Origin of the sequence: Zhengella sp. (assembly GCF_041397485.1) — a bacterium.
GTDB lineage: Bacteria > Pseudomonadota > Alphaproteobacteria > Rhizobiales > Rhizobiaceae > Zhengella.
Genome location: NZ_JAWKWO010000006.1, coordinates 248,517 through 265,873, shown reverse-complemented (window position 1 = coordinate 265,873; position 17,357 = coordinate 248,517). Strand labels below are relative to the sequence as shown.

The 17,357-nt window shown below is 64.6% G+C and carries 20 protein-coding genes; 11 read left to right on the top strand and 9 right to left on the bottom strand.

The window, feature by feature from the left end:
- Positions 1–17 precede the first annotated feature (17 nt).
- A complete protein-coding gene (locus tag R3D65_RS18355; protein ID WP_371276729.1) occupies positions 18–545 on the top strand; it encodes an N-acetyltransferase family protein in 528 nt (175 codons plus the stop codon).
- Between the two features lie 12 nt (positions 546–557).
- On the opposite strand, the gene R3D65_RS18350 is transcribed toward R3D65_RS18355, so the two are convergent.
- The 3 genes from R3D65_RS18350 to acnA form a co-directional block, all read right to left on the bottom strand.
- Positions 558–941, bottom strand: coding sequence for a DUF2794 domain-containing protein (locus tag R3D65_RS18350; RefSeq protein ID WP_371276728.1), 384 nt, complete (start codon positions 939–941; stop codon positions 558–560).
- Positions 942–1,269: 328 nt separating this feature from the next.
- The gene (locus R3D65_RS18345; protein ID WP_371276727.1) at positions 1,270–2,019 is read right to left on the bottom strand and encodes a DUF1223 domain-containing protein; all 750 of its coding nucleotides are present in this window, start codon (positions 2,017–2,019) and stop codon (positions 1,270–1,272) included.
- A gap of 191 nt (positions 2,020–2,210) precedes the next feature.
- Positions 2,211–4,904 (bottom strand): aconitate hydratase AcnA, encoded by a 2,694-nt coding sequence (gene acnA, locus R3D65_RS18340; protein WP_371276848.1) that lies wholly within the window; start codon positions 4,902–4,904, stop codon positions 2,211–2,213.
- A 298-nt stretch (positions 4,905–5,202) separates the two neighbouring features.
- Here acnA and ccmA point away from each other — a divergent pair, with 298 nt between their 5' ends.
- The 7 genes from ccmA to R3D65_RS18305 all read left to right on the top strand — a co-directional run bounded on the left by ccmA (position 5,203) and on the right by R3D65_RS18305 (position 9,292).
- Positions 5,203–5,820: a heme ABC exporter ATP-binding protein CcmA gene (gene ccmA, locus R3D65_RS18335; RefSeq protein WP_371276726.1), complete on the top strand. Its 618-nt coding sequence runs from the start codon at positions 5,203–5,205 to the stop codon at positions 5,818–5,820.
- Positions 5,814–6,479 (top strand): heme exporter protein CcmB, encoded by a 666-nt coding sequence (gene ccmB / locus R3D65_RS18330; protein ID WP_371276725.1) that lies wholly within the window; start codon positions 5,814–5,816, stop codon positions 6,477–6,479. Before ccmA ends, ccmB begins: the two co-directional genes overlap by 7 nt.
- A 71-nt stretch (positions 6,480–6,550) precedes the next feature.
- A complete protein-coding gene (gene ccmC / locus R3D65_RS18325) occupies positions 6,551–7,318 on the top strand; it encodes a heme ABC transporter permease CcmC (RefSeq protein WP_371276724.1) in 768 nt (255 codons plus the stop codon).
- A 13-nt stretch (positions 7,319–7,331) separates the two neighbouring features.
- On the top strand, positions 7,332–7,487 hold the full coding sequence (ccmD, locus tag R3D65_RS18320) for a heme exporter protein CcmD (RefSeq protein WP_371276723.1): 156 nt from the start codon (positions 7,332–7,334) through the stop codon (positions 7,485–7,487).
- Between the two features lie 7 nt (positions 7,488–7,494).
- Positions 7,495–8,079 carry a DsbE family thiol:disulfide interchange protein gene (locus tag R3D65_RS18315; protein ID WP_371276722.1) on the top strand — a complete coding sequence of 195 codons (585 nt, stop codon included), beginning with the start codon at positions 7,495–7,497 and terminating at the stop codon, positions 8,077–8,079.
- 51 nt (positions 8,080–8,130) lie between these two features.
- Positions 8,131–8,673 carry an NUDIX domain-containing protein gene (locus R3D65_RS18310; RefSeq protein WP_371276721.1) on the top strand — a complete coding sequence of 181 codons (543 nt, stop codon included), beginning with the start codon at positions 8,131–8,133 and terminating at the stop codon, positions 8,671–8,673.
- Positions 8,674–8,848: 175 nt separating this feature from the next.
- Positions 8,849–9,292: a hypothetical protein gene (locus R3D65_RS18305; RefSeq protein ID WP_371276720.1), complete on the top strand. Its 444-nt coding sequence runs from the start codon at positions 8,849–8,851 to the stop codon at positions 9,290–9,292.
- 21 nt (positions 9,293–9,313) lie between these two features.
- On the opposite strand, the gene R3D65_RS18300 is transcribed toward R3D65_RS18305, so the two are convergent.
- From R3D65_RS18300 to R3D65_RS18275, 6 genes are all read right to left on the bottom strand, one after another.
- On the bottom strand, positions 9,314–9,967 hold the full coding sequence (locus tag R3D65_RS18300) for a septation protein A (RefSeq protein ID WP_371276719.1): 654 nt from the start codon (positions 9,965–9,967) through the stop codon (positions 9,314–9,316).
- A 110-nt stretch (positions 9,968–10,077) separates the two neighbouring features.
- Positions 10,078–11,466 (bottom strand): signal recognition particle-docking protein FtsY, encoded by a 1,389-nt coding sequence (ftsY, locus tag R3D65_RS18295; protein ID WP_371276717.1) that lies wholly within the window; start codon positions 11,464–11,466, stop codon positions 10,078–10,080.
- A gap of 30 nt (positions 11,467–11,496) precedes the next feature.
- A complete protein-coding gene (gene mtaB / locus R3D65_RS18290; RefSeq protein ID WP_371276847.1) occupies positions 11,497–12,777 on the bottom strand; it encodes a tRNA (N(6)-L-threonylcarbamoyladenosine(37)-C(2))-methylthiotransferase MtaB in 1,281 nt (426 codons plus the stop codon).
- Positions 12,777–13,658, bottom strand: a complete 882-nt coding sequence (dapF, locus tag R3D65_RS18285) for a diaminopimelate epimerase (RefSeq protein ID WP_371276716.1) — start codon at positions 13,656–13,658, stop codon at positions 12,777–12,779. The genes mtaB and dapF overlap by 1 nt, the downstream gene beginning before the upstream one ends.
- Before the next feature lie 100 nt (positions 13,659–13,758).
- On the bottom strand, positions 13,759–14,844 hold the full coding sequence (locus R3D65_RS18280) for an MBL fold metallo-hydrolase (protein WP_371276715.1): 1,086 nt from the start codon (positions 14,842–14,844) through the stop codon (positions 13,759–13,761).
- Between the two features lie 63 nt (positions 14,845–14,907).
- Complete coding sequence (locus tag R3D65_RS18275) at positions 14,908–15,069, bottom strand: DUF1328 family protein (protein WP_371276714.1); 162 nt, start codon at positions 15,067–15,069, stop codon at positions 14,908–14,910.
- Positions 15,070–15,301: 232 nt separating this feature from the next.
- On the opposite strand from R3D65_RS18275, the gene R3D65_RS18270 reads away from it, so the two are divergent.
- Genes R3D65_RS18270 through R3D65_RS18260 form a run of 3 tightly spaced genes read left to right on the top strand, consistent with a single transcriptional unit; the run spans position 15,302 to position 17,312 of the window.
- Positions 15,302–15,850 carry an AprI/Inh family metalloprotease inhibitor gene (locus R3D65_RS18270; RefSeq protein ID WP_371276712.1) on the top strand — a complete coding sequence of 183 codons (549 nt, stop codon included), beginning with the start codon at positions 15,302–15,304 and terminating at the stop codon, positions 15,848–15,850.
- Positions 15,851–15,906: 56 nt separating this feature from the next.
- Complete coding sequence (gene zapE, locus R3D65_RS18265) at positions 15,907–17,073, top strand: cell division protein ZapE (RefSeq protein WP_371276711.1); 1,167 nt, start codon at positions 15,907–15,909, stop codon at positions 17,071–17,073.
- A gap of 59 nt (positions 17,074–17,132) precedes the next feature.
- Positions 17,133–17,312 carry a hypothetical protein gene (locus R3D65_RS18260; protein WP_371276710.1) on the top strand — a complete coding sequence of 60 codons (180 nt, stop codon included), beginning with the start codon at positions 17,133–17,135 and terminating at the stop codon, positions 17,310–17,312.
- The last annotated feature ends 45 nt before the right edge of the window (positions 17,313–17,357 follow it).

The window sequence follows — 17,357 nt, the reverse complement described above, 5'->3', positions numbered from 1 at the left end:
GATAGCGGATGTTTGCCATGCCTGTTGTGCGTCCCGCCATGCCCGCCGACGTGCCGGCTTTCCAGGCCATCTATGCCGATGCGGTCCGCCACGGAACGGCATCCTACGAAACCGAACCGCCCGACCTTGCCGAGATGGGACGCCGTTTCGAAGCGGTTGCCGGCGGCGGCTTCCCCTGGCTGACGGCGGAAGACGAAGCCGGCACCGTGCTCGGCTATGCCTATGCGGCGGCGTTCCGGCCGCGCCCGGCCTATCGCTTCATGGTGGAGGATTCCATATACGTGGCGCCGGACGCGAAGGGGCGTGGCGTGGGGCGCGTATTGCTGGCCGGTCTGGTGGAGGCTTGTCGCGCGGCCGGTTTCCGCCAGGTTCTCGCGGTCATCGGCGATGCGGAAAACAATCGCGCGTCGATCGCGCTGCACGAATCCCAAGGCTTCGTCTCATGCGGCCGGATTTCCGGATCCGGTTTCAAGCACGGACGCTGGCTCGACACGGCGCTGATGCAACGGGCGCTGAATGGCGGGCGTTCCACGCCGCCGGTCTGAAGGCCGTGCGTGTCAGCCCTTGACCAGTTTGAGGGGCTTGTCGAAAACCGAGAGGACGCGCTCGAGGTCGTGACCGCGTTTCAAGGTCACGCCGGCTGCATTGAGAACGGACCAGGCACCCTGGCGTGAGGCGCGTTTCGGTTCCTTGACGATCTGGAAAAGAGGGGCCTCACTGGAGCGCTTGTAGACGGAAAAGACGGCGCGGTCGGCCAGGTGGTCGATGGCATAATCGCGCCATTCGTTGGCCGCCACCATGAAACTGTAGATGTTGAGAATACGCCCGAGCTCGGTGCGATGAAAGGTGACCGTTTGCGGGTGGCGCTGCCGCCGGACCTCATGCAGCGCCACCAGATTGGATGCTTCGGAAGAACCTCCTGCCGCGCCCTGATTGTCCATGACCGCTCCTTTGTAACCGTTTCGTGACAGCCTGCCGCCTCGTCCGGACAATTGCAAGACTTGCCGTCCGGTGACGCGTGGGCGCAATTCATCACTTTGATTTATGAACTACTGATACAGATCGTTCGAAATTCGTGAAAGGCCGGCCACCTTTTCGCCGCTTTCCGGACAAGCTGAGGCCGCAAACGGAACCGACGCTGTGCCCGTTGCCTGAGACGGTCCGGCCCGATAGCGGCTGTAACCCCCAAGCCCCCCGCCCACGGCCGTCATTTGGCCGGACCAACCTCGGCAACACCCCGTCCCGGACCGTTCATCACGCGGCAGATCCTCAATATCTGTTCTGGCGGATGCTGCCCGTCGTCCCGAAAGCGATGGACGCGGCGCCGATAATCGCACCGGGGCCCACCCCGCCGGCCATTTCCTGCAGCAATGCGGCGCATCCGCCACCAGCTTGGATGGACAGGGACGACATGGGCAGTTCGATATCCATGGCGTCGCCATGCCACATGCCCGCGGTCTGCCAGCCGGTCACAGCGTTCCAATAGGTGATGTCGCGGCCGCGATTTTCGCCCTTGCGTACCGAAACTGTCTGCGGCGGCGCATAGCAGACCAGAAGCACATTCGCCTTGGCGGGCGCGCCGCGCGCAACGCGAATACGGATCGTGCCATCGGACCGGGATACCGATACCGGCACTTCGATGGACGCGGCGGTGCGCGCCATGGCCGTTTCGGCTTCCTTGCGATGGGAGCCAACCACGTCATGGCGGCCATTGATGATCATCTGGGGCGTGTATTTCGACATGTTCCCCAGAGCCCGGCGATAGGCCTCCTGGCGGGCGGTGTTACCCGGCGCGCCCAAGGTGTCCTTCCAGCCGAGATAGTCCCAGTAATCGACATGCCAGGCCAGCGCTATCACGCCGTCACGCTGCGCCAGTTCGCCCAGATAGGCATCGGCCGCGGGGCAGGAGGAGCAGCCCTGGCTGGTGAAGAGTTCCACGACCGCCTCGGGTTTTTCGCCGCCCGAAGCCGGTACGGCTGCAAGCAATGCAAACAGGGCTGAGAGCAGAATCCTTCTCACGGCGGCGCGTGCCTCCTTCATGTCCCATGCGGCCGGTCACCGGCGGCTCATCCTTGGTCATAGTTTCCCTGACATTCAATGAAAACTCACTTTCACGCGAGTTCCTTTTGAGCCTCCCCGCAGCAGGCATGAAAAAACCGCCGGAACACAGGTTCCGGCGGTCGTTTTCGAAGTCTGACCGGCCTTTCGGATCAGGCCGCGAGATCCCGCAGCACATATTGCAGGATGCCACCGTTCTTGTAGTAGTCCAGTTCATCCAGCGTATCGATGCGGCAGAGCAGCTCGATCGTCTTTGTCGAACCATCGGCGAAGGTGATCGTGGCCGGCACGGTCTGGCGCGGCTTGATGCCTTGCAGGTTCTCGATGGAGACCGTCTCGTCACCCTTCAGGCCCAGCGACTTCCAGGTGTCGCCACCGGTGAAGACGAAGGGAATGACGCCCATGCCGACGAGATTGGAGCGGTGGATACGCTCGTAGCTCTCGGCGATGACGGCGCGCACGCCCAGAAGATTGGTGCCCTTGGCCGCCCAGTCGCGCGACGAACCATTGCCGTATTCGCCGCCGGCGAAGACGACCAGCGGCACGCCTTCCTCGCGGTAGCGCATGGCGGCGTCATAGATCGACAGCTCTTCCTTGGACGGATAGTGGATTGTGTAGCCGCCTTCCTGGCCGTTCTCGCCCAGCATGAAGTTGCGGATGCGGATATTGGCGAAGGTGCCGCGCATCATCACTTCGTGGTTGCCACGGCGCGTGCCGTACTGGTTGAAGTCGGCCACGTTGACGCCATTGTCCAGCAGGTACTTGCCGGCCGGGGATTGCGCCTTGATCGAACCGGCCGGGGAAATGTGGTCGGTGGTGATCTTGTCGCCGAAGAGACCGAGAATGCGCGCGCCCTTGATGTCGGACACCTGGCCGGCCGACTTTTCCATGCCGGCGAAATAGGGCGGGTTCTGCACATAGGTCGAGGCATCGTCCCAGGCATAGGTCTCGCCAGCGGGCGCCTGCACCGCCTGCCAGTTCTCGTCGCCCTTGAACACGTCGGCATATTTCGATTCGAACAGTTCGCGGGTGACGTTCTTCTGGATGAACTCCTGGATCTCCTGGTTGGTCGGCCAGATGTCCTTGAGGAAGACGTCCTTGCCGTCCTTGTCCTGGCCGATCGGCTCGCTCGTCAGGTCGATGTTCACCGTGCCGGCCAGCGCATAGGCAACAACCAGCGGCGGCGAAGCCAGGTAGTTGGCCTGGACATCCGGCGAGATGCGGCCCTCGAAGTTGCGGTTGCCCGACAGGACGCCGGCGGCGATCAGGCCCTTGTCATTGATCGTCCTGGAGATCGGCGCCGGCAGTGGACCGGAATTGCCGATGCAGGTGGTGCAGCCGAAGCCGACAAGGTTGAAGCCGATCCTGTCGAGTTCGGCCTGGAGGCCGGACTTTTCCAGATATTCGCCGACGACCTGCGAACCGGGCGCCAGCGAGGTCTTGACCCAGGGCTTCTGCTTCAGGCCGAGCCGGTTGGCATTGCGCGCCAGCAGGCCGGCGCCGATCAGCACCGAAGGGTTGGACGTGTTGGTGCAGGACGTGATGGCGGCGATGGCGACATCGCCGTGGCCGAGATCGTAATCCTCGCCCTCGACCTCGTACCGCCTGTCGATCTCTCCGGCGTCCTTCTTGTATTCGGCGGTGAAGGCCTGACGGAAACCCTCGCCGATCTTTTCCAGCGCGATGCGGCCCTCGGGGCGCTTCGGGCCGGCCATGGAGGGCACGACGTCGCCAAGATCGAGTTCCAGCGTGTCGGTGAAGACGGGTTCGGAGGAGCCGGTCTCGCGGAACATGCCCTGTGCCTTGCTGTAGGCCTCGACCAGCGCAATGCGGTCCTGCGTGCGGCCGGTCATGGTCAGGTAGTTCAGCGTTTCGGAATCGACGGGGAAGAAGCCGCAGGTGGCGCCGTATTCCGGGCCCATGTTGGCAATCGTCGCCGCGTCGGCCAGCGTCAGGTGATCGAGGCCGTCGCCGAAGAATTCGACGAACTTGCCGACCACGCCCTTCTTGCGCAGCATCTGGACGACGGTGAGCACAAGGTCGGTGGCGGTGACGCCTTCCTTCAGCTTGCCAGTCAGCTTGAAGCCGATGACTTCCGGAAGCAGCATGGAGACCGGCTGGCCCAGCATGGCGGCTTCCGCCTCGATGCCGCCGACGCCCCAACCGAGAACGCCCAGGCCGTTGATCATGGTGGTGTGGGAATCGGTGCCCACGCAGGTATCCGGATAGGCGACCGTTGCGCCGTCCTCATCCTTCGTCCAGACCGTCTGGCCGAGATATTCCAGGTTCACCTGATGGCAGATGCCGGTGCCGGGCGGCACGACGCGGAAATTCTTGAATGCCTGCTGGCCCCACTTGAGGAAGCGGTAGCGCTCGCCGTTGCGCTGGTATTCCAGCTCCACGTTGCGGGCGAAGGCATTCGGGTTGCCGAACTCGTCGACGATGACCGAGTGGTCGATGACCAGGTCGACGGGAACCAGCGGGTTGATCTTCTGGGGATCGCCACCGAGCGCCTTGATGCCGTCGCGCATGGCAGCCAGGTCAACGACGGCGGGAACGCCGGTGAAGTCCTGCATCAGCACGCGGGCCGGGCGATAGGCAATCTCGTGGCCGGCGGTCCCCTTGTCGTCGAGCCAGGCGGCAACGGCCTCGATGTCGGCCTTGGTGACGGAGCGTCCGTCCTCGTTGCGCAGCAGGTTTTCCAACAGCACCTTCATCGAGAAGGGCAGGCGGGAAACGCCATCAAGACCGTTCTTCTCGGCCTCTTTCAGATCATAGTAGACGTATTCCTTGCCGGCGGCCGTCAGGGTACGGCGGCAATTGAAGCTGTCGAGTGACTTGGACACGTGCGACCTCGTTCTCATTCATTCTGCCGAACGGGGCGGACGCCTCTTTAGCCGCGCAAAGGCGGGTCGGGAAGGTGCGGGTGCGGCCATTTCCGCTGTCCGGCCCCGCGAAAACCTGCTGGCATGCAAAAGGCTTCCGGGTACGGCGCAAAAAGGGTTGCCACGCCGGCCGCTGGCATGGTTGCCGGGCTTATAGGGAATTTTGTAAAAGGACGCCAGACCAACCAAAGGCATATTTCGGGCGCTGCAGCATCCACCACCGGACAACCGCGCTGCCCCAGGGGAAAAAGGGACTTCCATGCGCCTTGTTACGAGCGGACTTGCCGGCGAGCGCGGCGGCGAGATCATCTTCTCCGGTGTCGACATTTCGCTTGGCGCGGGAGAGGGAATTGTCGTCACCGGTCCGAACGGATCGGGCAAATCCACCATGCTGCGGGTGATCGCGGGCCTGCTCGAACCGGCGGAGGGCGAGGTGCGGCTGGAGGCGGCGCCGGACGAATTCCCGACGCTGGAAGCCGCGCTTCACTACCTGGGACACCAGAACGCCATGAAGGCGGCGCTGTCAGTGCGCGAGAACCTGGACTTCTGGCAAAGCTTTCACGGCCACGCGCATCTGCCCGTCGAGGAAGCCCTGGAGATGGTGGGGCTGGAAACGATCGGCCACCTGCCTTTCGGCTATCTGTCCACCGGCCAGCGTCGCCGCATCGCCATTGCCAAGCTGCTCGTTTCCTATCGTCCGGTCTGGCTGCTTGACGAACCGACGGCGGGCCTCGACAAGGCATCCGAACGGCAATTCGCCGCGCTGATGGAAGCGCACATGGATGATGGCGGCATGATCATCGCGGCAACGCATATCCCCCTGGGGCTGGAAAACGTCCGGACCCTCGACATGGCGGAGCACACGACCCGATGCTAGCCCTTTTCATCCGCGACCTGCGGCTTGGCGTGCGCGCCGGAGGCGGCGCGCTGGTCGGCCTGCTGTTCTATCTGGCCGTCGTTGCCGTCATCCCCTTCGGAGTCGGTCCCGACCTCAACCTGCTGGCGCGGATCGGGCCGGCCATCCTTTGGATCGGCGCGCTTCTGGCCGCCCTGCTCGGCCTCGACCGGCTGTTCCAGGCCGACCGTGAGGATGGCGCGCTCGACCTCATCATCATCGCGCGCGACCGGCATATGCTGGCGCTGACGGTCTTCGTGAAATGCGTGGCGCACTGGACGGCGAGCGTGCTGCCGCTGGTCATCGCCGCGCCGCTGCTCGGCCTGTTCATGAACATGACGCCCGTGGGTATCGGCGCGGCCACGCTGACGCTGGCGGCGGGAACGCCGGCCATCACCTTCATCGGCGCCGTGGGCGCGGCAGTGGCCGTGGCGCTGCCGCGTGGCGGACTGCTCGTCTCGGTCCTGATCCTGCCCTTTGTCATACCGGTGCTGATCTTCGGCGTGTCGGCCGCCTATGGCGCGGTCAATGATCCGGACCCGTTCTGGCCCCCTTTCCTGATCCTGTCGGCGCTGACCCTGTTCTTCGCGGTGCTGGGCCCGGTCGCCGCAGGCGCGGCCCTGAAGGGCGGGACGGAATGACGCGGAAATTTGAACGGCATGGTTGACCGCAATCAATTGCCGGCATGCATCAAAGCCTATATGTAAACGGCATGAGCGAGACACAGACACTCCCGGATGCCAAGGCCGGATGGTTTACAAGGCTTGCCAACCCGACCCGCTTCATCGGGCTGGCCGATGTGCTGATCCCGTGGCTGCTCGGCATTGCCGGCGTGCTGCTGGCGGTGGGACTGTGGATGTCGTTCACGGCGCCGGAGGATTACCAGCAGGGCATTACCGTGCAGATCATGTATATCCATGTGCCTTTCGCATGGCTTTCCATGATGTGCTACACGGTCATGTCGCTCTCCTCGGTCGGTACCCTGGTCTGGCGGCATCCGCTGGCCGACGTGTCCGCCAAGGCCGCCGCGCCCATCGGCGCGGCCTTCACCTTTCTCGCCCTGTTCACCGGTTCGGTCTGGGGCAAGCCGATGTGGGGCACCTGGTGGGTCTGGGATGCACGGCTGACGTCGGTGTTCATCCTGTTCCTGATGTATCTGGGCGTCATCGCGCTGACCCGCGCCATGGACGATCCGGCCAAGGCGGCCCGCGCGGCCGCCATCGTCACGCTGGTCGGGTTCATCAACATTCCCATCATCAAGTTTTCCGTCGACTGGTGGAACACGCTGCACCAGCCCGCTGCTGTCTTCCGGATGGACGGACCGACCATCGATCCCTCCATGCTGTGGCCGCTGATGGTGATGGCGCTTGCCTTCACCGTGCTGTTCTTCGGCCTGCACATGATGGCGATGCGGACCGAAATCTGGCGCCGCCGGGTCATCGCCATGCGCCGCATGGCCGCGCGCCGGGCCGACGCTTGAGGAACCGACCGTCATGAGCCACGCGGCCTATGTCCTTGCAGCCTATGCCATGTCCGTCCTCGTGCTGGGCGGGCTCGGCCTGTGGATCATCGCCGACATGCGGGCACGCCGGCGTGAACTGTCGGAACTGGAAGCGCGTGGCGTTCGCCGCCGCTCCGACAAGGGTTGAGGCACCGATGAGCGAGCAAGGCGAAGCGCGTGACAGCGGCACAAGGCCGCGCCGCTGGGTTTTCATCCTGCCGCTGGTGCTGTTCGTGGCGCTCTCCGGCGTCTTCCTCATGCAGCTTCTTTCCGGCAAGGATGCGTCCATCGTGCCCTCCGTGCTGATCGGCACGAAGGCACCCGAAACCGACCTGCCGCCACTGGAAGGCGTGGGTCTGCCCGGATTTTCGACCGAGGTGCTGAAGGGGCGGGTTTCGCTGGTCAATGTCTGGGCGTCGTGGTGCGTACCCTGCCGGCAGGAACACCCGCTGCTGATGGACCTGGCGAAGGATGGCCGGTTCGAGATCGTCGGGCTGAACTACAAGGACAAGCCGGGGCAGGCACGCGCCTTCCTGGCCGATCTCGGCAATCCCTTCACGCGGCTGGGCGTCGACCAGACGGGGCGCGCGGCCATCAACTGGGGTGTCTATGGCGTGCCGGAGACCTATCTGGTGGGCAAGGACGGCACGATCCTGTGGAAGCAGACCGGCCCGTTCACACCCGACAGCGTTCGCAGCCGGCTGATGCCGGAAATCGAGAAGGCGCTGGCGGCGGACTGATTTTTCTCCGGTTCGGCTTCCAAAATTTCCGTTCCGGCCTAAGTTGGCCGAATGAACGGCGAGCTTCCCATTTCCTTTCGCAAGCTGGTGCCCGATGGCGACAGCGTGGAACGCAATATCTGCGGCCATTGCGGGTTCGTGGATTACCAGAACCCGAAGATCGTCGTGGGCGCGGTGGTGCGCCATGAGGGGCGGATCCTGATGTGCCGGCGGGCCATCGAACCGCGTTCGGGCTTCTGGACCATTCCGGCCGGTTACATGGAACTGGGGGAGACGCCGGAAGCCGGTGCGGCGCGCGAAGCGATGGAAGAAGCCTGCGCCACGATCCGGATCGAAAGCCTGCTGGCCATCTATTCGGTGCCGCGCATCAGCCAGGTACAGCTCATCTATCGTGCCACCCTTGCCGATCCGTCCATCGCGGCTGGGCCGGAGAGCACAGCGGTCGGACTCTATGGCTGGGACGAGATACCCCATGACGAGATCGCCTTTCCCACGGTGCACTGGATGCTGGCCGCCGAAAAGGCCGTTCAGGAGGGCAAGGGCGGTGCGCCGTTCACCAATCCACCCGGCGAGAGCGCCAATCTGAGACGCTGATTGCCGTGCCAAGGCGGCACAGCACGCGCGGACCGTGTTTCCAAATTGCAAAGCAAGTTCGCAATTGGAGACGCAGTTCTCCTGCCGGCGGCGTTTTTCCGTGGCATGCTGCTTGCTTCACATCTCCTGAAGGGTCAGGTTGACATTTCGTTAACCATAAATTCGGGAAACGGGCATGGTATCGGGGCAGACAAGGATGGTGGGCCTGCTGGCAATACTGGCGGCCGGACTGATTGCGACAGAGGCGGCGGCCGGTTCCGGCACGGTCGAATTTTCCGGCCGGGTGCCCGAGCGCGGACGTGCCGCGCTGACGGTCGTGGCTGCCAGCCCGGCAAGTCTTTCCGCCGAATCCGGATTGCAGCTTGTCAGCCGCAACACGACGGGCCGGACGATCAGGCGTGTGTTTTCCGTTTCATCAATGGCCGGAAAGGCCATGGCGGCCGAAATCTGGCCGGATGAAGCGGTCATGCGGCCAGGCGAGATGCGACGGGTGAGCGTGTTCGTGCCCTTTGGCGATGCCAGCAGCCACCGCTACCGTGTCTGCGTCGGCAGTTTCGATCTTTCCGGCGCTTCGCTCGGCCATGTCTGCACGGTGCATGCGGCAAGGCGCATCCGATAGGAAACAGTGGCGGCGGGACGCTCAGCCGCTCTTGCTGCCGGCTTCTTCCAGCGAATGTTTCATGATGAGCGGCATCTGGCTCATGGTGAAGACGAGCGTGATCGGCATGATGCCCCAGACCTTGAAAGCGACCCAGGTGTCGGTGGAGAACATCCGCCAGACCGCTTCGTTGACCACGGCGAGGAAGATGAAGAAGAGCCCCCAGCGCAGGGTCAGCTTGCGCCAGCCCTCGGCATCCAGCCGGAAGGCGCTGTCGAAGACATAGCCGAGCAGCGATTTGCCGAAGACAAGCCCGCCGAGCAGGATCACGCCGAACAGCGTGTTGACGATGGTGGGCTTCATCTTGATGAAGGTCTCGTCATGCAGCCACAGGGTCAGGCCGCCGAAGACGAAGACGATAACGCCGGAAATCAGCGGCATGATCGGCAGGGTGCGCACCAGCAACCACGATACGCCCAGGGCGATGGCGGTGGCAGCCATGAACAGGCCGGTGGCGATGAAGAGCGGGCCACCCAGATCCGCCAGGGCCGGAAAGCGCGCCGCCAGCCATTCGCCGCGGGAATTGGCGAAGAAAAACACAACGAGCGGGCCCAGTTCCAGCGCCAGCTTGAGCAGCGGGTTCATTTCCCTGCGCTTCGGATCGGAGGGATCGCGCTCGAAAACTGGCTCGGACATGGGGGCCTTCCGGTGGTTTGATACAAGGGTCTGGCGGGCGGGAATGCCCGGTTCCTTCCTTCACCTAGTGGATCGGCGCGGCCTTTGCCAGTGCGACCCTGCAACGGGCGTCAGCCCGTGCCGGCGATGGCGCGGGCAAAGTCCTTCGCTTCGAAGGGTTCGAGATCGTCTATGCCCTCGCCCACGCCGATGAAATAGACCGGGAGCCGGTATTTCGCGGCAATGGCGACGAGGATGCCGCCGCGCGCGGTGCCGTCGAGCTTGGTCATGACGAGACCGTTGACGCCGGCCACGTTGCGGAAGATCTCGACCTGGTTCATGGCGTTCTGCCCGGTCGTGGCGTCCAGCGTCTGAAGCACGGTATGCGGCGCGTCGGGGTCATGCTTCTGGAGCACGCGGACCACCTTGGCCAGTTCGTCCATCAGTTCGGCCTTGTTCTGCAGGCGGCCGGCGGTGTCGATGATGAGGACATCCACACCTGCTTCCTTCGCCTTCACGAAGGCATCATAGGCCAGGCCCGCCGCGTCGGCGCCAAGCTTCGAGGAGACGACCGGCGCACCGGTGCGCTCGCCCCAGATGTGAAGCTGTTCGATGGCGGCGGCGCGGAACGTGTCGCCTGCCGCCAGCATGACATTCAGCCCGCCGCGCGTGAGCTTGGCGGCCAGCTTTCCGATGGTGGTGGTCTTGCCGGTTCCGTTGACGCCAACGACCAGAATGACATGCGGCTTGTGCGAGAGGTCCAGTTCCAGCGGTTGGGCGACCGGCAGGAGCACCTTCTCCACTTCGCCCGCCATGACGGTGCGCACTTCCTCGCCGCTCACCTCGCGGCCATAACGTCCGGAGGACAGCGTACCGGTGATCCGCATCGCCGTCTCGATGCCGAGATCCGCCTGGATCAGAACGTCCTCGAGATCCTGAAGCGTATCCTCGTCGAGCTTGCGCCTGGTAAAGACACCGGCAATACCCGAGGTGAGATTTTGCGACGAGCGGGACAGGCCGGAGCGCAGGCGCTGGAACCACCCCGCACGGGCTTCTTCCGGTTCCGGCTCCGGCGCGGCTGCGGCCACCCTCTCAACGGATCTGGACACGGTCACCCTGCCTGCCGCCATTCCATCGGCGGTCGCGGGCTTGACTTGCGTTTCCGGCAGAGCGACCGGTTTCTCAGGCTCAGGCTCAGGCTCAGGCTCAGGCTCAGGCTCAGGCTCAGGCTCAGGCTCAGGCTCAGGCTCAGGCTCAGGCTCAGGCTCAGGCTCAGGCTCAGGCTCAGGCTCAGGCTCAGGCTCAGGCGCGTTCTGCGTGGGTGCTGCCGCGTCGGCCCGGCGGTCGCTTTCGGCCGCGGCCGCGTTTTCGCCATTTGCCGCCGTCGCGGCCTCGGCGGCCTCGTCCGGCGCCGGCGTATCGCCCGCGGACGGGGCTACGCGGTCTTCCTCGCCGGTGGCGCGGTCCTCGACCTCCTTCTTGCCAAAGGAAAAGACCTTCTTGATGAAACCCAGAGCCATGCCGTTATCCCGCTTCCTGCGCCTGGCGCCTCATGCCGCGCCGGCCAGTGCCGGCCGCGTCAGCAGTTTTTCCCCGTCGTGGCCGGTGATGGCCACCGACACGATGTCGCCCGGCGCGCCTTCGGCGGCCGCCAGGGTGAAATCCTCCGTGCGGCCAATGCCGGGTTTTTCGACAAGTACGCGCGCGGTGGCGCCGCTGCGCGCCTGCAAATGCGCGGCATAGGCACGGTCACCGGCTTCGCGCAGGCGCGCGGCGCGGGCCTTGCGTATCGTCTTGTCCACCTGCGGCATGCGTGCGGCCGGTGTGCCCTTGCGCGCGGAGAAGGGAAAGACATGAAGATGCGTGATTCCGCAATCGGCCACCAGGTTCAGCGTGTTCTCGAACATGGCGTCGGTTTCGGTGGGAAAACCGGCGATCAGGTCGGCGCCGAAGACGATGTCGGGGCGAAGCCGGCGAATCTCCTCGCAGAAGCGTATGGAATCATCGCGCAAATGGCGGCGCTTCATGCGCTTGAGGATCATGTCGTCGCCAGCCTGCAGCGAGAGATGCAGGTGCGGCATCAGGCGCGGTTGCGTGGCGATGGCTTCCAGCAAGGCGTCGTCGGCCTCGATGGAATCGATGGAGGAAAGGCGCAGGCGATCGAGATCGGGCACCTGCGCGAGGATCGTAGCGACGAGACGGCCGAGTTTCGGACTGCCGGGAAGGTCGGCGCCCCATGAGGTGAGATCCACGCCGGTCAGGACGACCTCGCGATAGCCGTTGCCGACCAGGCGCCTGACCTGTTCCACCACGCTGCCTGCGGGCACGGACCGCGAATGGCCACGGCCATAGGGGATGATGCAGAAGGTGCAGCGATGGTCGCAGCCGTTCTGGACCTGCACGAAGGCGCGGGCGCGGCCCTCGATGGCGTCGACCATGTGGGACGCCGTCTCGCGCACCTCGAAAATGTCGTTGACGCGCACCTTCTCGAAATCGTTGATGCCGAACTCCGGCAGGGCGCGGTAGCTTTGCGCCTTCAGCTTGTCGTCATTGCCGATGACGAGGTCGACCTCGCCCATGGCGCCAAAGGTTTCCGCCTCGGTCTGGGCAGCGCATCCGGTGACGATGATGCGGGCATCCGGATTTTCGCGCCGGGCCTTGCGGATGGTCTGGCGGGCCTGCCGCACGGCCTCCGCCGTCACGGCGCAGGTGTTGACGACGATGGCGCCGCCTTCGAGCGTGCCGAGACCCGCGGCCTCGGCCTCGCGCTTCATGACCTCCGACTCGTAGGCATTGAGGCGGCAGCCGAATGTGACGATCTCCACGCCCATCAGGCCGCGCCCTCCGCATCGCGTTTCCATGCGCCGGTTTCCGGATCCAGCGTCCCGGAAAATTCCCATTCGGCGGGGCCGGTCATGACAACATGGTTGTCATCGTTCCATTCGATGCCGAGCGGCCCGCCCGGAACGGTGACCGTGACGGCGCGCTCCATGCGGCGCAGGCGAATGGCGGCCACCGCGGTGGCGCAGGCGGCGGAACCGCAGGCGCGTGTCAGGCCGGCGCCGCGCTCCCAGGTGCGGATCGTCACCTGCGTGCGTGAATGAATCCGGGCGATGGAAATGTTGGCGCGCTCGGGGAAAATCGGGTGATTTTCCAGCAGTGGCCCGAAGCGCTCCAGATCGTAGGACCAGACATCGCGATCGACCCAGAAGATGGCGTGCGGATTGCCCATGGACACCACGGAAGGCGAATGCAGCACGGGCGCGTCGATCGGGCCGATCTGCAGTTCGATCATGCGGGTGTCGTGAAATTCCTCGGCCAGCGGTATATCCCGCCAGCCAAAGCGGGGGACGCCCATGTCCACCGAGATCAGTCCGTCGGCATGTTCCTGCGCCGTCAGGATGCCGGCCAGTGTCTGGAAGGTGAAGGCGGTGCGCCCGGTCTCGGCGGACAGCGCCTGGACGACGCATCTGGTGCCATTGCCGCAGGCCTGCGCCTGGCTGCCGTCGCTGTTGATGATCTCGATATAGTTGTCCGTGCCTTCGACGCGGGGATCGTGAACCGCCATGATCTGGTCGAACGCCGTTGCCGGATCGGATGCCAAAGCCCGTGCGGCCGATGGTGCAATCCGGTCGGCGCGGCCGCGCATGTCGGCCACGATGATCTGGTTGCCCAGTCCGTTCATCTTCGCAAAGGGTGCTGGCGCCGCCATCGGCTTTCTGGCTCCGTTCTTCGCGCCCTATATGGCCGAAGCAGCGGCACAATTCCAGTCATGCGCGGTGCAAGCGGCCACAGGGGTGGCGAAACCGCCTTCAGGCCGCAGCCGCTGCGCCCGGCACATCGAACACTTCGCCCGGCAGCATGGGGCGGAAGCGTTGGCGCTCCACGCCCGCGGCATCGAGGGCGGCATGCAGGTGCCGGCGCGGCTCCTCGATGGCCTCGTCGGTGAGCTGGAACGTGCCCCAGTGGTGGCCGGCGGCCCATTGCGCATTGGCGAGCCGGAAGCCTTCCACAGCCTCGGACGGGTTCTGGTGCTGACCCTTCATGAACCAGCGCGGCTCATAGGCGCCGAAGGGCAGGATGGCGAGCCGGAAGCCGCCATGTTTCCCGGCCGCCGCGCGATAGTTGCGTCCATCGTGGAAACCCGTGTCGCCCACATGGTAGATGCGTCCGGCCGGTGTCTCGATGACAAAGGCGGCCCACAGCGCCATGCGCCGGTCGGTCATGCCGCGCGCCGACCAGTGGTGGCAGGGTTCGAAGTGGATGCTTGCCGCCCCGGCCTGGACACGGTCGCCCCAGTCGCCGGCCATGATCTTCATCCCGGGTATCGCAGGCCGGACGATCGCATCATTGCCGAGCGGGGTGATGACCAGCGGCGCGTGGGCCTGATGCAGGCGGGCCAGCGTGTCCAGGTCAAGGTGGTCGTAGTGGTTGTGCGTGAGCAGCACGATGTCGACGGGCGGCAGGTCGGAAAAGGCGATGCCCGGCGCATTGACGCGCTTCGGCCCGGCGAAGGAGACCGGAGAGGCGCGATCCGACCAGACGGGGTCGGTGAGGATGTTGAGGCCCGCGGCCTGAATGAGCAGTGTGGCATGGCCGACCATGGTCACCCTCATGCCGCTTCCGTTCACGCGCGCGTCCGGCTTTGCGGGCGCATGGGGTGGATCGAAGCGCCTGGGCCATGCCGCCCGCCCGCCACCGAATTGCCAGCGCAACAGATCGGTGAAGCCGCGCGGCTCGATGCCGTCGGGGTTGAAAAAGGTCCGCCCGTCGAAATGGTCGCTGACCGGGCCGTCATAATACGGGTTGGCACGCGCACCGCGCATCCAGGAAAAAGTGCCTGCCACGGCCGCCAGTCCTCCGGTCGCCGCCAGGGCGAGAAATCGTCTTCGGTTCATGAACTCCAGATAGGCACTTCGGGCTGGACCGTCCAGAGCGGCGCGGCTGGCCCGCCTTGCCGGTCAGGCGATGGCGACAATGCCGAGCAGCACCAGCAGGAACAGGACGAGCAGCACACCGATGAGGATCTTCGCCCCGGTCATGGCGACGCCCGAAAGCGTGTTGAGACCCAGAAGCGAGGCTACGGCTGCGACGATGAGAAGAATGATGATCCATTTGATCATGGAAATGACTCCGGTTGACTTTTTCCGGCAAGGCCGGCCCTCGATTGTCTCAATGCGGGAGGCGCGGCGAGGTTCCAGGCATGCCGGGAAACCGACTTGGCGGGCTTTCCGGAGGCGCAACAACACATTATTAACCCTGAATGGTTGAACATGCCGCCAAAGTGCCGTTTTCTGGGTGCAGTCAGGGCGCGAAACATGGTCGCGCGATGAATAGAGGGTTTGCAAGATGGGGATGAAGCACTGGGCAATGGCCTCGCTCGGCATATGCGCGCTGGGCCTTTCGGCCTGCCAGAGCGAGCGCCTGGGCCGCCTGAACACGCAGCCCGCACCGTTGACGCCGGCGCCGGTGGCACCGGTGACACAGGGCCAGTTGCCGCCGCCTTCGCAGCCCCAGGCCAACGACCCGTCGCAATTTCCCGTGGCACCCGGCACCGAAACCGGCGAGACGGAGGTGGCGGCCACCGACCTGACGCAGCCGTCCCAGCCGCCTGCCGGTGCCCAGCCGTTGACGAAGAACGCGATGGTGGGGAGCTGGACCACGACGAGCGGGGGAACGAGCTGCCAGATGTTCCTGACGCTGACCAAGTATGGCAGCGGTTCACGCGGCGGTACGCGCGGCTGCGCCGGAGACATGGCCAGTGTGCGCGGCTGGGACGTGAAGGGTTCGCAGGTGGTGCTCTACAACGAGAGCGGCGATACGGTGGCCCGGCTTTACAAGTCCGGCGACGAAAAGCTTGACGGCACGACCAGTTCGGGCCAAGCGGTCTCCGTCTTCCGCTGACGGTCCGGCCAGGGTCCGGCGGCACGTCCGACGTCATCCCACAGGCCCGCTTGCGCATGGCTGTACCGCAATCGCCACCCACCCACCAGTCCGTCCTTGAACGGTACGATCATCTGGCGCGCTCGGGAAAGCTGCAGGCCGACCCGGAACAGCGCCATATCGCCATGCGCCTGGACCGGCTGATCGGCGAGATGGCGGAAAAGCGGCTGCAGCGCAAATCCTCGGCACTGGGCTGGATGTTCGCCAAGCGCAAGCCGAAGCGCGAGCCGGTGCGCGGCCTCTATCTTCATGGCGGTGTCGGCCGGGGCAAAACCATGCTGATGGACATGTTCTTCGAGCATGCGCCGGCACGGCGCAAGCGGCGCGCCCATTTCAACGACTTCATGGCCGATGTGCATGACCGCATCGGCCGGCACCGGGCAGCGGTCAAGGCCGGCACGGCGCGTGGCGACGATCCGATCCCGCCGGTGGCCAGCGACATCGCGGCGGAAAGCTGGCTGATCTGTTTCGATGAGTTCACCGTGACCGACATTGCCGACGCAATGATCCTCAGCCGGCTGTTCTCCGCGCTTTTTGCCGAGGGCGTGGTGCTCGTGGCAACATCCAATGTCGCGCCAGGGAACCTGTACAAGGACGGTCTCAACCGGTCTCTCTTCACGCCTTTCATCGACATTCTCGAGCGCCATACGGACGTGATGAACGTGGATGTCGAGATCGACTACCGGCTGCGCGAACTCGACCGGCTGCCGGTTTATGTCACCCCGCTGGGGCCGGAAGCGGATGCGGCGATGGACAAGGCCTGGGCGCGGCTGACCGGCGGCATGCCCGAACAGTCCGTGTCGATCGAACTGAAAGGGCGCGCCATTCACGTGGCGCGCGCGGCGGGCCGGGCGGCGCGCTTTTCCTTTCACGACCTTTGCGTCAAGCCAATGGGCGCGCGCGACTTCCTGGCCATTGCCGACCGTTTTGACGCCATCGTGCTGGATGGCGTGCCGGTGATGGGCAACGAGACGCGCAACGAGGCCAAGCGTTTCATCCTGATGATCGACACGCTTTATGACCGGCGGGTCCGCCTGATCCTGTCGGCCGAAGCCGGGCCGACGGACCTCTACAAGGGAACGCATGGCACGGAGCTGTTCGAATTCGACCGCACGGCCTCGCGGCTGATCGAGATGCAGAGCGCGGAATGGATCACGCATACGCGCGACCACGACAAGGGCTAGCCAATCCGCTTGCCGCAGCCATGGCCGAAGCGCCGTGAAAGCTTGGCCGAAAGCATGGCATGGCCAAGGGTGGACGGCAGGTGGCAGACGTGGAAGGGTTGCAAACAGGCACCGGGAACGGTGGTGCAGATCGGCCGCCGGGCATGAAAGTGGTTTTGCCTTCTGGAAAATTCTTACTTTTACGTAAGAATAGATTAATTCAACCGATTGATTTTGCTGGCAACCAAAGAATCGGTTGAAAAAAAGGCGGGCCGAGTCTATGCGAACTCCGGCAAACCGGATGC

Excerpts from the sequence above, each read along its gene's own strand:
- R3D65_RS18300 (WP_371276719.1), bottom strand. The coding sequence starts at position 9,967 with ATGTCCGAGCCAGTTTTCGAGCGCGATCCCTCCGATCCGAAGCGCAGG.
- R3D65_RS18275 (WP_371276714.1), bottom strand. The coding sequence starts at position 15,069 with ATGATCAAATGGATCATCATTCTTCTCATCGTCGCAGCCGTAGCCTCG.
- R3D65_RS18315 (WP_371276722.1), top strand. The coding sequence starts at position 7,495 with ATGAGCGAGCAAGGCGAAGCGCGTGACAGCGGCACAAGGCCGCGCCGC.
- R3D65_RS18260 (WP_371276710.1), top strand. The coding sequence starts at position 17,133 with ATGGCCAAGGGTGGACGGCAGGTGGCAGACGTGGAAGGGTTGCAAACA.
- R3D65_RS18305 (WP_371276720.1), top strand. The coding sequence starts at position 8,849 with ATGGTATCGGGGCAGACAAGGATGGTGGGCCTGCTGGCAATACTGGCG.
- R3D65_RS18270 (WP_371276712.1), top strand. The coding sequence starts at position 15,302 with ATGAAGCACTGGGCAATGGCCTCGCTCGGCATATGCGCGCTGGGCCTT.
- mtaB (WP_371276847.1), bottom strand. The coding sequence starts at position 12,777 with ATGGGCGTGGAGATCGTCACATTCGGCTGCCGCCTCAATGCCTACGAG.
- R3D65_RS18350 (WP_371276728.1), bottom strand. The coding sequence starts at position 941 with ATGGACAATCAGGGCGCGGCAGGAGGTTCTTCCGAAGCATCCAATCTG.
- ftsY (WP_371276717.1), bottom strand. The coding sequence starts at position 11,466 with ATGGCTCTGGGTTTCATCAAGAAGGTCTTTTCCTTTGGCAAGAAGGAG.
- ccmB (WP_371276725.1), top strand. The coding sequence starts at position 5,814 with ATGCTAGCCCTTTTCATCCGCGACCTGCGGCTTGGCGTGCGCGCCGGA.
- R3D65_RS18310 (WP_371276721.1), top strand. The coding sequence starts at position 8,131 with ATGAACGGCGAGCTTCCCATTTCCTTTCGCAAGCTGGTGCCCGATGGC.
- ccmD (WP_371276723.1), top strand. The coding sequence starts at position 7,332 with ATGAGCCACGCGGCCTATGTCCTTGCAGCCTATGCCATGTCCGTCCTC.
- ccmC (WP_371276724.1), top strand. The coding sequence starts at position 6,551 with ATGAGCGAGACACAGACACTCCCGGATGCCAAGGCCGGATGGTTTACA.
- ccmA (WP_371276726.1), top strand. The coding sequence starts at position 5,203 with ATGCGCCTTGTTACGAGCGGACTTGCCGGCGAGCGCGGCGGCGAGATC.
- R3D65_RS18280 (WP_371276715.1), bottom strand. The coding sequence starts at position 14,844 with ATGAACCGAAGACGATTTCTCGCCCTGGCGGCGACCGGAGGACTGGCG.
- R3D65_RS18355 (WP_371276729.1), top strand. The coding sequence starts at position 18 with ATGCCTGTTGTGCGTCCCGCCATGCCCGCCGACGTGCCGGCTTTCCAG.
- zapE (WP_371276711.1), top strand. The coding sequence starts at position 15,907 with ATGGCTGTACCGCAATCGCCACCCACCCACCAGTCCGTCCTTGAACGG.
- dapF (WP_371276716.1), bottom strand. The coding sequence starts at position 13,658 with ATGGCGGCGCCAGCACCCTTTGCGAAGATGAACGGACTGGGCAACCAG.